This window comes from Thiohalocapsa halophila, assembly GCF_016583825.1.
GTDB classification, from domain to species: domain Bacteria; phylum Pseudomonadota; class Gammaproteobacteria; order Chromatiales; family Chromatiaceae; genus Thiohalocapsa; species Thiohalocapsa halophila.
Map to the genome: position 1 here is coordinate 1 of NZ_NRRV01000107.1, position 11,998 is coordinate 11,998.

General features: G+C 70.1%; 13 protein-coding genes. All 13 read left to right on the plus strand.

The genetic code is table 11. The features are described 5' to 3' along the window. Positions 1-1,115: IS4 family transposase (locus tag CKO31_RS24065; protein WP_200242773.1), on the plus strand; the 1,115-nt coding region annotated here is incomplete at its 5' end. A 55-nt stretch (positions 1,116-1,170) separates the two neighbouring features. Then, a complete protein-coding gene (locus CKO31_RS24070) occupies positions 1,171-1,749 on the plus strand; it encodes a hypothetical protein (RefSeq protein WP_200242775.1) in 579 nt (192 codons plus the stop codon). Beyond that, a complete protein-coding gene (locus CKO31_RS24075; protein ID WP_200242782.1) occupies positions 1,746-2,300 on the plus strand; it encodes a Na+/H+ antiporter subunit E in 555 nt (184 codons plus the stop codon). The genes CKO31_RS24070 and CKO31_RS24075 overlap by 4 nt, the downstream gene beginning before the upstream one ends. Next, a complete protein-coding gene (locus CKO31_RS24080; RefSeq protein WP_200242784.1) occupies positions 2,297-2,578 on the plus strand; it encodes an MrpF/PhaF family protein in 282 nt (93 codons plus the stop codon). The genes CKO31_RS24075 and CKO31_RS24080 overlap by 4 nt, the downstream gene beginning before the upstream one ends. Continuing rightward, the gene (mnhG, locus tag CKO31_RS24085) at positions 2,568-2,864 is read left to right on the plus strand and encodes a monovalent cation/H(+) antiporter subunit G (protein WP_200242786.1); all 297 of its coding nucleotides are present in this window, start codon (positions 2,568-2,570) and stop codon (positions 2,862-2,864) included. The genes CKO31_RS24080 and mnhG overlap by 11 nt, the downstream gene beginning before the upstream one ends. Next, positions 2,852-3,154, plus strand: a complete 303-nt coding sequence (locus tag CKO31_RS24090) for a Na(+)/H(+) antiporter subunit B (RefSeq protein WP_200242788.1) — start codon at positions 2,852-2,854, stop codon at positions 3,152-3,154. The genes mnhG and CKO31_RS24090 overlap by 13 nt, the downstream gene beginning before the upstream one ends. Further along, entirely contained in the window at positions 3,151-3,867 is a 717-nt protein-coding gene (locus CKO31_RS24095; protein WP_242475640.1) for an MnhB domain-containing protein, read from the plus strand. The genes CKO31_RS24090 and CKO31_RS24095 overlap by 4 nt, the downstream gene beginning before the upstream one ends. Continuing rightward, a complete protein-coding gene (locus CKO31_RS24100; protein ID WP_322789207.1) occupies positions 3,864-4,184 on the plus strand; it encodes a sodium:proton antiporter in 321 nt (106 codons plus the stop codon). Before CKO31_RS24095 ends, CKO31_RS24100 begins: the two co-directional genes overlap by 4 nt. 3 nt (positions 4,185-4,187) lie before the next feature. Next, entirely contained in the window at positions 4,188-5,693 is a 1,506-nt protein-coding gene (locus tag CKO31_RS24105) for a complex I subunit 5 family protein (protein ID WP_200242790.1), read from the plus strand. After that, positions 5,690-7,246 (plus strand): complex I subunit 5 family protein, encoded by a 1,557-nt coding sequence (locus tag CKO31_RS24110; protein ID WP_200242792.1) that lies wholly within the window; start codon positions 5,690-5,692, stop codon positions 7,244-7,246. The genes CKO31_RS24105 and CKO31_RS24110 overlap by 4 nt, the downstream gene beginning before the upstream one ends. Continuing rightward, a complete protein-coding gene (locus tag CKO31_RS24115; protein ID WP_200242795.1) occupies positions 7,243-8,931 on the plus strand; it encodes a proton-conducting transporter transmembrane domain-containing protein in 1,689 nt (562 codons plus the stop codon). Before CKO31_RS24110 ends, CKO31_RS24115 begins: the two co-directional genes overlap by 4 nt. Positions 8,932-8,975: 44 nt before the next feature. Then, the gene (locus CKO31_RS24120; RefSeq protein ID WP_200242798.1) at positions 8,976-9,959 is read left to right on the plus strand and encodes a universal stress protein; all 984 of its coding nucleotides are present in this window, start codon (positions 8,976-8,978) and stop codon (positions 9,957-9,959) included. Positions 9,960-11,270: 1,311 nt separating this feature from the next. Then, complete coding sequence (locus tag CKO31_RS24125; RefSeq protein WP_200242809.1) at positions 11,271-11,891, plus strand: IS66 family transposase; 621 nt, start codon at positions 11,271-11,273, stop codon at positions 11,889-11,891. Positions 11,892-11,998 lie beyond the last annotated feature (107 nt).

The window sequence follows — 11,998 nt, forward strand, 5'->3', positions numbered from 1 at the left end:
ACACCGGCAAGAGCGATATCCAGGGTCTCGGGCCGCTCAACGACGAGACCCGCCGCGGGTTGTATCTGCACCCGACCTTGGCCGTGACGCCCGATCGGCTGGCGTTGGGCTTGCTCCATGTCCACAGCTGGGCGCGCGAGCCCGGCAGCCTCACCCAGTCCAAGGACACCGCCCGCCCGCTCGAAGAGAAGGAGAGCGTGCGCTGGATCGATGGCTATCAGCGCGTCAACGAGCTGGCCGAACAGCTTCCCGACACCCGCTTGACCTACGTCGGCGACCGCGAAGCCGACATCTACGACCTGTTCGTCGAAGCCCCATGCCCGGAATCGGCCGCCGACTGGCTGGTGCGCGCACAACACGACCGCGTTCTGCGCGATGACGCCGACAACAACGCCACCGGCAAAACCTTACGCGAGCGCTTGGCCAAGGCCCCGGTGCTCACCGAGACGAGCTTCGATCAGCCCGGCAGCAATGGGCGCACTGCCCGCACCGTCCACCAGCAAATCAAAGTCGTGCGCCTCACGCTGCCGGCCCCCTATCGTCGCGATCGCAAGCTTCCCGACGTCGAGATCAGCGCCATGCTTGCCACCGAGCCCGACCCGCCAGCCGGCGAGGAACCTGTCGAATGGCTGCTGCTCACCAACCTGGCGGTGACAACACCCGAGCAGGCCCTGGAGAAACTGAGCTGGTACCTCTGCAGGTGGCAAATCGAGATCTTCTTCCGAATTCTCAAAAGCGGGTGCCGTATCGAAGAGCTGCAGCTGGAGAAGCTCGAACGCCTCGAGCCGGCACTCGCTTTCTATATGATCATCGCCTGGCGTGTGCTGTTCCTGACCATGCTCGGTCGCGAATGCCCGGAACTGCCCTGCGATGTCGTCTTCGATCAAGCCGAATGGCAAGCAGTCTATCTGGTGAGCGAACGCAAGCCGCCTCCGGATACGCCACCATCGCTCGACCAGATGATCCGCATGGTCGCTGTTCTCGGCGGCTTCCTCAACCGCAAGGGCGACGGCTTACCGGGACCCCAAACGCTATGGATCGGACTACAGCGTGCTGCCGACTTTGTGCTCGCGCTCGATGCTCATCGCAACGCCGAAGGGGCGAGTTGTGGGTAACGATGTGGCTGACACCAGGCGCGCTGCTGCACCAACTGAACAACGAGCCAAGCTGATGGCCAACTATGCATTGCGGGTACCCGAATCCCTGTTTGCCTATGCACGCAAGGTAGCGGACGAGAAGAATGTATCGATGAACCAGCTCTTCGTCACCGCCATCGCGGAGAAGGTCGCGGCGCTCAAGACCGAGACCTACTTCCGTGAGCGCCGGGCGCGCGGCGACCTCGCCGATTTGGACGCCTGGCTCGACGCGAGCCCGGACAGCCCTCCCGAGCGCTGGGGCAGGCCGCTGGGCCGGACCGGAGGGTCGGACCGTCTGCCATGCAGGATACTCGCGTCGGCGACGGCGGATACAGGCGCGCTGCGCCGACGGTGTCTTCGCCAGCGGGCTGTGCGGCTGCCCTGCTCTCACGGAACACGCCGCGCGCCTTGCAAAGGGTTGGTGTCGCGGCTCGCGCCCGGTGGAACAAGCCGCTCGCGCGAATGCAAGGGCTGGACACCCGCGTGCGGGGTCCGCAAGCTATGGGCCGCATACGGGCGGCGACCGCCGCCCGGCTGGTTGATGGAAGGGAGCCTCGTTGTGATTGCTTGGCCTTTTGACACCGGGAAGACAGCGTGCCGGCGACTGGTATGATCTTGCAGCTGGCCCGGCTGCTGGGGCGCTTTGCGGTGTTCTGGGGGGTCTGGTGGCTGCTGACGGACGGTCGCACCGATGGCTTGGTGTTCGGCGCGGCCTTCGCGGCCGTGGCGGCGGCAATGCCGCTGGTCATCGTCGAGCCACGCGGGACCGACAGGCCGCTTGCGCTGCTGCCGACGGTGCTGCGTGGCCTGTTGCTGCTGCCCTTCTTCCTCTGGCAGTCGCTCTACGGCGGTATCGATGTGGCGGCGCGGGCGTTTAAGCCGCGGCTGCCGCTCACGCCGACGCTGTTCGACTACCGCCTGCGGCTGCCGCCCGGGCCGGCGCCGGTGATGCTGGCGAGCCTGGTGAGCCTGATGCCGGGCACCCTGGCCATCGTCAGTGGCGCGCGGCTGCGGGTGCACGTGCTCGACGCGGGCCGGGATTATCAAGACGAGCTGGAGCTGCTGGAGGCGCAGGTGGCCTGGATTTTCGGCGTGGCGCTTCAGGCACCGCGCACCCCGGCGCCAACCCGGTGGGTGAGCAGCGGCCCGGAGACCGACGCATGACCCTGCTGTATCTCGCGCTGGCCGTGTTCTTGCTGCTGACACTGGCGGCCGGCTTCTGGCGGGTGCGCCATGGGCCGACGGCGGCGGACCGCATGCTGGCCGCCCAGCTCTTCGGCACCACCGCGGCGGCGATCCTACTGCTGCTGGCGGAGGCGCTGGCCCTGCCCGCGCTGCGGGATGTAGCGTTGGTGCTGGCGCTGCTGGCGGTGATCGCCGTGATCGCCTTCACCGCGAGCGTCAAGACGCCGACACCGGATCAGGATAGCGGTGATGACTGATAGCCTTGCCATTGCGCTGCTGCTCGCGGGCGCCGGCTTCTTCCTGGCCGGCACCCTGGGGCTGCTGCGCTTCCCGGATGTCTACACGCGCCTGCATGCTCTCACCAAGGCGGACAACCTGGGCCTGGGGCTGATCGTGCTCGGGCTAATGCTGCGGGCGGAATCCGGGGCCGCCGCGGGCAAGCTGCTGGTGATTTGGCTCCTGGTGCTGACGGCGTCCGCTGCGGCGAGCCAGTTGGTGGCCAGCTGGGCCAGGGCGCGGCGGATCAGACCATGGCAGGGCTGAGCCTCCTCGACTGGGCGCTGGACGGCGTGCTCGCGCTGCTGCTGCTGTGGCTCGCTTGGCGTGCCCTGTCCACGCCGGCGCTGTTCCGGGCGGTGGTGCTGTTCATCGCCTTCGGGCTGGTGCTGGCGCTGGTGTGGGCGCGGCTCTTTGCCGTCGACGTGGCGCTCGCGGAGATGGCCATCGGCGCCGGGGTTACCGGCGCGCTGCTGCTGGCGGCGCTGGTGCGCCTGGCGCCGCCCATCGGCCGTGGTCGGGCGCACGGGCGCAACGGCGAGCGGGACGGGGCATGATGCTGCGTCCGCGGACAGACCGACAGGCCGGACCCGCCAGCTCCGCACGTGCGGACAAGGGACTGCCGCCCGCCGCACGGGCGCTGTTGGTGCTGGCGCTGCTCGCCGTCTTCGCCGGCCTGGTGCTGGCGGTGCTGTCACTCTCGGAGCCGGCACCGGGGCTCGCCGCCGCCGTCGACGAGCGCATCGACGAAAGCGGCGTCTCGCACCCGGTGACGGCGGTGCTGCTCAATTTCCGCGGCTACGACACCCTGCTGGAGCTGGTGGTGCTGGTGCTCGCGGTGATGGGCGCCTGGTCCGTCGGCCGGGCACGCGGCTGCGCCGGCAACGTGCCGGGCCCCCTGCTGCGCCAGCTGCCGCGGCTCATGGCGCCGCTGATGGTGCTGGTGGCCGGTTACCTGCTCTGGGTCGGCGCCCATGCGCCGGGCGGCGCCTTCCAGGCGGGCTCTTTGCTCGGCGGTGTCGGCATCCTGTTGTGCCTGAGCGGATACCCGCTGCCAGGCTGGGCGAACGGGCCGGCACTGCGGGTGTCGGCGGTGCTCGGGGTGGCCGTGTTCGCGGCGCTCGGCGTGGTCGCGGCCCTGCTGCCGGGCGGCGCGCCGCTGGACTGGCCGCCAGCGCAGGCGAAGACGCTGATCCTGACCATCGAGCTCGCGGCGATGCTCTCCATCGGCGTCGTGCTGGCGGCACTCTTCGCCGGAGGGCGCCCGTGACGCAGCCGGTGTTCTGGGCGCTGGTAGGCATGGCACTGGTGGTGCTCGCGCTCTATGCGCTCATCGTGCATGCCCATCTGCTGCGTAAGGTGCTGGCGCTCAATGTCATGAGCAGCGGCGTCTTTCTGGTCTTCATCGGCCTCGCCCGGCGCACGCCCGGCGAGGACGTGCCCATGGCCGCAGACCCCGTGCCCCAGGCCATGGTCCTGACGGGCATCGTCGTCGCCGTCGCCGCCACCGGCCTCGCGCTGGCGCTGATCGTGCGGCTGCGCGTGCTCACCGGGCGCACCACCCTCGGCGACGACACGGGAGACTGATCCATGCCGCTGGACCCGAGTGGGCCCGGCCTGGCTGGGCCGGCGTGGATGCTGGCTGTCGTCTTCCTGCCGCTGGCGGGCGCGCTGCTGTGCTTTCTGCTGCCGCGGCTCGCCGCCCCGGTGGGCCTGGTCGCCGCGGCACTGACCGCCGCGTCGACGCTTGCGCTGACGCTGGCGGTGATGGCCGATGGCACCGCCCGCACACAGCTCGGCGGCTGGGCCGCGCCGCTCGGTATTCTGTGGCGGGCCGACGGCCTCAGCGTCGCGCTGCTGGCCATGACGGCGGCGGTGGGCGTCACGGTGAGCCTGTACGCGACGGCCTATTTCCGCAACGACGAGCACGAGCGCACCTTCTTCTGGCCGCTCTGGCTGCTGCTGTGGACGGCGCTGAACGCGCTCTTTGTGTCCGCAGACCTGTTCAATCTCTATGTCACGCTGGAGCTGCTGGGCTTCGCGGCGGCGAGCCTGACGGCGCTCGGCGGCAGCGCCGCGGCGCTGACCGGCGCTATCCGCTACCTGCTGGTGAGCGTGCTCGGCTCCCTGTCCTATCTGCTCGGCGTGGCGCTGATCTACCACGGCTGCGGCACCGTGGACCTCGCCTTGGTGGCCGCCTGCGTCCCGGATGCGCCGCGCCCGGCCATGCAGGTGGCGGCGGGCGCGATGATCGCCGGCCTGCTGCTCAAGACCGCACTCTTCCCTTTCCACTTCTGGCTGCCGCCGGCGCATGGGAGCGCGCCGGCGCCGGTGAGCGCGGTGCTCTCCGCGCTGGTGGTCAAGGCGTCGTTCTACCTGGTGCTGCGCCTGTGGGTGGACGTGCTCGGGGGTGGCGGCCGCTGGGTCGCCGAGCTGCTGGGCGTGCTGGGCGCGGCCGCCGTGCTCTGGGGCTCGGTGCTGGCCCTGCGCCAGGAGCGGCTGAAGCTGCTCATCGCCTACTCCACGGTGGCCCAGGTCGGTTACCTGTTCATCGCCTTCCCGCTGGCGGTGGCCGGCGGCGCCGTCGCCTGGACCGGCGCGCTCTACCTGGCCCTGGCGCACGGGCTGGCCAAGGCGGCCATGTTTCTCTCCGCGGGCAACCTGCTGCGCTTCGGCGGACATGATCGCATCGCCGAGCTGGACAGCGCCGTGCATCGCCTGCCGCTAACGCTGACGGCCTTCGCGCTGGCGGGCGTCAGCATCATGGGGCTGCCGCCGAGCGGCGGCTTCATCGGCAAATGGCTGCTGCTGGAGGCGGCCTTCGAGCAGGAGCGCTTCGGGCTGGTGGCGGTGATCCTGCTGGGCGGCGTGCTCGCAGCCGCCTATGTTTTCAAGGTGGTGGGACATGCCTTCACGCCCGCCGCGCGCGAGCGGCGTATCCGGGCGGTCCCGCCGGGCATGGAGTGGAGCGCGCTGTTGCTGGCGGCGGCGGCCATCGTCCTCGGGCTGACGCTGCCGCTGATCTCACCGCTGTTACAGCTGGGACCCGCATCGGCGGCGTCGGCCGTAACGCTCGCAGCCGGGGGTGGGGCATGACGCCGCTGTTCGACCCCCAGCTGCCCGCCGATGCGCTGCTGCCCTTGCTGGTGCTGGCCAGCTCACTGCTGCCGGGTCTGGTGGTCTTCTTTCTGGGCGAGGCGCGGGTGGGCACCCGTACCGCGCTGAACCTGGGCGGGGCCTTTTTGAAGCTGGGCCTGGTGGGCTGGATGATCCTGGGCGTCTACCACGGGCAGCGCTACGAGCTGCGCATGCCGCTGCTGGACGATCTGGACCTGGTGCTGCGGGTGGGCGCGCTGTCGTTGTTGTTCCTGGTGCTCTCCGCCGGGCTCTGGCTGGTGACCACGGTGTACGCGGTGGGCTATCTGGAGCAATCGCCGCACCGCTCGCGCTTCTTCGGCTTCTTCAGCCTCTGCGTCACCGCCACCGTTGGCGTGGCCATGGCCGGCAATCTGCTGACCTTCCTGCTGTTTTTCGAGATGCTGACGCTCACCACCTATCCGCTGGTGGTGCATCGCGGCACCGAGGCGGCGCGCCGGGCCGGTGTCGTCTACCTAACGCACACGGTGCTCGCGGGCGCCCTGCTGCTCGCCGGCACCGTCTGGCTCTACACCCTCACCGGTACACTCGCCTTCGCCCCGCGCGGCTTCGTCAGCGAGGTCGCGAGCGAGCACCCGGCGGCGCTGACCGCGATCTTCGCGCTCTTGATCGGCGGCGTCGGGGTCAAGGCGGCGCTGGTGCCGCTGCACGGCTGGCTGCCGCAGGCCATGGTGGCGCCGGCCCCGGTGAGCGCGCTGCTGCACGCGGTGGCCGTGGTCAAGGCGGGGGCCTTCGGCGTGGTGCTCATCGTCTATGACGTGTTCGGCATCGAGCAGGCCGCCGCGCTCGGCGTCACCGGGCCGCTGGCGCTGGTGGCGGCGGTGACCATCGTCTACGGCTCCCTGCGGGCGCTGTTCCAGGACGATCTCAAGCGCCGCCTGGCCTTCTCCACCGTCAGCCAGGTGTCCTACATCGTGCTGGGCGTGGCCATCGTCGGGCCGCTGGCGAGCGTCGGCGGCATCGTGCACCTGGTGCACCAGGGCGTCATGAAGATCACGCTCTTCTTCTGCGCCGGTAACCTGGCGGAGACCTTGGGCATCCACAAGGTCAGCGAGATGAACGGCGTCGGGCGGCGCATGCCCTGGACCATGGGCGCATTCACCCTCGCGGCGCTGGGCATGATCGGCGTGCCGCCCATCGCGGGCTTCATCAGCAAGTGGTACCTGAGCCTGGGCGCGCTGGAGGCCGGCGTGCACTGGCCGCTCTATGTGCTCATCGCGAGCAGCCTGCTCAATGCCGCCTATTTCCTGCCCATCCTGCATGCCGCCTGGATGCGCGAGCCGAGCGGCCCCTGGGCCGAGGCGGCCGCGCGCGCAAGCGCCCAAGCCGGCGACGGCGGCGGGCGGCCGCGGCCGGAGACGCGCTGGCTGCTGCTGCTGCCGCCGCTGGTGACCGCGGCGCTCTCGGTGCTGATCGGGCTCTTCGCATCCATGCCGGTCTCGCCGCTGGAATGGTCCCTGCTGATCGTCGAGCGGGAGTTCCACTATCCATGAACGGTCTTGCGGCGGACAGCGCGTGGCTGGAGCCGGTGCCCTGGCTGCCGGCCCTCGCGCCGCTCTGGCCCTTGGCCCTGCTGGCCGCGCTGGCACTGCCGCCGCTGCGCACGACGGTGCTGGGTCTGGCACGCTGGGCGGCCCTGCCGGCACTGCTGATCGCAATCGCCGCCCCGGCTGCGGCGCTGCCGCTACCAGGGCTGCTGCTCGGCGGCTCCCTGCAGCTCGATGCCGCCGGGCGCTGGCTGCTGGCGGCGGTGGGCCTGCTGTGGCTGGCGGCCGGTTGGCTTGCGGTGGACTGGCTGCGCACGCCAACCCGGGCGACGGCCTTTCTGCTGGCGATGGCCGGCGCGCTCTGGCTGCCGCTGGCGGGGGATCTGCCGTCCGTGCTGGCGGCGTCGGTCCTGGCCGCCTATCCCCTTTACTGCCTGCTCGGGGGCACGCGCGGGGGCCGGGTGCTGCTGGTGTCGGTGGTCATCGCGGACCTGCTCGTGCTGGAGGCCCTGTTGCTGATGGCGAAGGGCGGCGCGGGCTTGGATCTGCGCGCCTTGCAGGCAGCGCTGCCGGAGGCCAAAGGCCACGGCATCGTGCTGACGTTGCTGCTGCTCGGCTTCGGCGCCAAAGCGGGCCTGATGGGCCTGCACTACTGGCTGGCGCCGGCCACCCAAGAGGCGCCAGCCCCGCAGCTGGCCCAGATGGTGGCATTCACCCTCGCCGCCGGCTTGCTGCCTTTGCTGCGCCTGCTGCCGCTCGCCGGCGCACATTGGCCGTCTGCGGCGGCGCTGCTGGCCTGGCTGACACTCGCCGGCTGCCTCTGGGCGGCGGCGGCCGGGCTGCTGCAGGCCGCGCCGCGGGCATTGACCGCCTATACGCTGTCCGCGCTGACGACGCTCTGGCTCGGCTTGATGGCATTGGGGCTGGATCAGCCCGCTGCGGGCGCGGCGTCCGTGCCAGTGGAAGGCGTGCTGCCCGCGGTGTTTGCCCTGTCCGGTGTCGGCGTCGGCGCGCTGCTGCTGGCTGGGGGCGCCACGCAGCGGCACGGGCGCCTCGTCGGCTGGCTGCTTGCGCTGCTGTCCGCCCTGTTGGCTGTTCTGGCGGTGCTGGGCGCCTTGTTGGTGACAACGGCGGGCGGCGACGCCGTCCACCACCCGCTGATCGGTGCGCTGGTCTGCACGGGCCTGCTGCTGGGCGCGTCGGTGGGCGCTGCCGCCGAGCGGGCGTGTGCTCCAGGCAGCGGCAGGGAGTATAGCGTCAGCGCGATGCTGGTCGCCGCCGGCCTCGTGATGCTCGTGCTCGGGCTGCTGCCGCTGTCGGCTGCGCCGCCAACGGCGGGCGATTGGCCCCTTGATCGGCTCGTCGCGCCGGGGGCGGCGCTGCTCGGGGGCTTCGCGGCCGGGCCGATCACCCGGCGCCTGTTGGCACGGCTGCCGCGTATCCCGCCCGGCGATGTGCTCGTGATCATCGGATACTTGACCGCTCGGCTTGTCGGCGCCTGGAGGCGGCTGGGGGCAGTGATCGGAGGCTGGCGCAACGGACTCATCACAGCCGGCGCGCAGGTGTATCAGCGCCTGGACCGGCTGAGCACCCCGGAGAATGGCGAGCGGCGGCTTCGCCGCTGGTCCACAGCGACGCTGCTGCTGCTACTGACAGGCGTTGTCCTGGCGCTGCTGGTGCGTTCGGGCTAGCCTTCATCGGGCCGGTTTTCGACTGGCCCGACGGAGAACTGCCGATGAAGCGCTTCAAGAACATCCTTTATGTTCTCGGCTCCGAGTCCGAGTCCGACGCGACCTGCGCGTTGGCACGGGCGGTCGCGCTGGCGCGGGCGAACGAGGCCCGGCTGACGGTGCTGGCGGTGGTGGACAGGCTGCCGGCGGACACCCGGCTCACGGGCGTGGAGCTCACCACGGACAGGCTCCAGCAGGCATTGCTGGAGCAGGCCGAGCAGCGGCTGCGTCAGCTCTTGCAGGACGCCGCCGGCACAACGGCTGACGCCGCGATCACGGTCGCCACCGGCACGCCATTCCTGGAGGTCATCGGGGATGTCCTCAACAACGACCGGGATCTGGTCATCAAGTGCACAGAGGCCTCGGGCATGGTCGGGCGCCTGTTCGGCAGCGACGATATGCACCTGCTGCGCAAGTGTCCCTGCCCGGTGTGGCTGTGCAAGCCGAGCGACGTCGGTCGGTATCGGCGCATCCTGGTGGCGGTGGACGCCGAAGGGTTCTATCCGCGCCCGGAGCTCGAGACGCGCCACGCGCTGAACCTGCTGCTGCTCCAGCTCGCCGCCGCGCTGGCGCAGGCGGAGTCCGCCGAGCTGCACGTGGTCTATGTCTGGTCGGCCCTCGGCGAGGGCGTCATGCGCGGCACCGCGCTCCTGGCGCCGGAGGAGCAGATCAATGCCTACATCGCCGCGGAGCGCCAGCGCCATGCCCGGGCGCTCGAGTCCCTGCTGGACGAGCTGAAGGCCATCATCGAGGCCCGCGGCGAGTCCTGGCCGCAGCCGCAACGCCACTTGCCGAAGGGCGCCGCCCGCAGCGAGCTGCCGGCCCTCGCCGGGCGCATCCATGCGGACCTGGTGGTCCTGGGCACGCTCGGGCGCACCGGCGTTCCGGGCCTCTTCATCGGCAACACCGCCGAATCCGTGCTGCACCAGGTGGACTGCGCCGTGCTCGCGTTGAAGCCGCCGGGCTTCGTGAGCCCGGTGACCTGCTGAGCCGCCCAAACAATTGTCTCGGCCTGCTCGGCGGTGAGTCGCATGGTGGTGGGCTTACAGGGCGGTGCTGGGGGCGTAGCCAGGTAACCCGGGAAGGATAGGTCCTGACCCCTGCCTTTGGGATCTCGCGGGTCCACTCCAGCCGCTCACCGGCGATCTCCCCAATGGCATTGATCACGACCGGCTTGCGCTCGACGAACTGGGTCCGATCGCCGACGGTCACCGGCGCCAGGCGAATCTCGTTGGGCAAGATGCTGCGCCGACTGCCGGCGAGACTCCGGTCCGGAGGTACGACCAGCCAGATGCTCGCGGCCACCGCGAGCGCGTCCAGCACGGAGGTCTTGCCGGCGCCGTTGTCTCCTTCGAGCAACGTGCAGCGGGGTCAAGATCGAGCGCGACGCGATCAAAGCGCTTGAAGTTCCGGACACTCAGTCGGTCGATTTGCATGAGATCTCACCCTCGGGGTAGCCGTTTAGCCCCCTCGGCTCGCGGCCTGATCTTTGGATCAGAGGGTTACGGGACAAATCTTATCTGTTGTGGCAGGATTCGGCGCAGACCCTCCGGCAATCGTCCCTGGAGCGCCGGAAAGCGGCCGACATGCAGCTCAGCGATCACGATCTCAGGCAGCTCGACGAAGCCTACTTGGAGTCGCTCTCCGAGGCGCAGGCGCGTGCACTGCTAAGCAAGGCCCTGGCGGATTTGAAGACAGCGCGCGAGCGCCTTGGGCAAAACCCCACGAACAGCTCACGGCCACCGAGCACCCGCGCGCCGTGGGAGCAGGTCGGCGCAGACGCGCCGCAGATCGGGCAGGAAACCTCATCAGCTGCGGATGAGGCAGGCGAGGCCGACAGCGCACCCGATGCCGGCGGCGTAGACGATGCGCCGGCCAAGAAGTCGCGCACGTCCTCCGCCGCCGAGCCGGGCAGGCCCGGCCGGCGCAAGGGCGCACCGGGGCACAGTCGCACGCAGCAGCTGGCGATCGACGCGGAGGTTCCCCATGTGCCGGCGTGCTGCGCCGGTTGTGCGGCGGCGTTGGACGACTCCTCTCAAAGCCGTGCACACAACGCGCGCTACGAGATCGTAGCTGACCCGGCCCGGCGCCGAGGGCAACGGTTTGGTGGTGCAGCAGACCAAGCACGTCTACTTCGAGCGGCTTTGCGCCTGTGGCCATTGGACGCGTGCCGAGCCCGGGCGCTGCGACGAGGAAGGGGATTGGACCGTTACGCTGAGCGAATGGCATCTTGCCGGTCCGACCCTGGTGTCGTTCATCTGCGCGCTGAGCCTGCGCATGCGCTTGGTCAGCGGGCACGGGTGCGCGAGCTGCTGTCCGACTGGCTCGGCCTGTCGTTGTCCACGGCCACCATCAACCAGTGTGTGCACGAGGCGGCCCGTGCCGTCGAGCCGGTGGTCGAGCAGGAGATTCTCGAGACGGTGCGCAACGTCGAGCTGCTCTATGCCGACGAGACTGCGTGGAAGGAGCACGGCAAGTTGCTGTGGCTCTGGGTCTTCACCTGTGCCACGGCGACGTTCTTCATCGTCGGGCGACGCACCCGTGCGATGGTTCGCCGCGTGCTTGGCGAGCACTTCGACAACTGGCTGATGAGCGACGGCTACGCGGCCTACCGCGACTTCGACCAACGCCTGCGCTGCCTGGCCCACATCATCCGCAAGGCCCACGGCCTGGAGGACGGTTTCGATCAACCGGCCCAACGCTTCGGCAGCCACGTGCTCGGCGTCCTGGAGACCGTCATCGAAGGCGTGTATGCCGCCCGCGGCGGTGCACCGCCGGCCGCGGATCTGCGCGCCCATTACGCGCCCTTGCTCAACGCGTTGTTCGACGCTTGTCGACAAGCCGCCGAGTCCGTGTCGATGGCGGTCCAGACCCGCGCATCTTCGGTGAACAGCGCGGTAGATCGCCATCGAGCCCGGTGAAGAGCGTTTGGGTGGTGTTCGGTTGGGGAGGTTGGTGGCGGGCGCCCCTGGCGGGGTGAGCGCGGGAAGGAGCCCGGAGGGCGACTGGACGCGCTCACCCCGCCAGG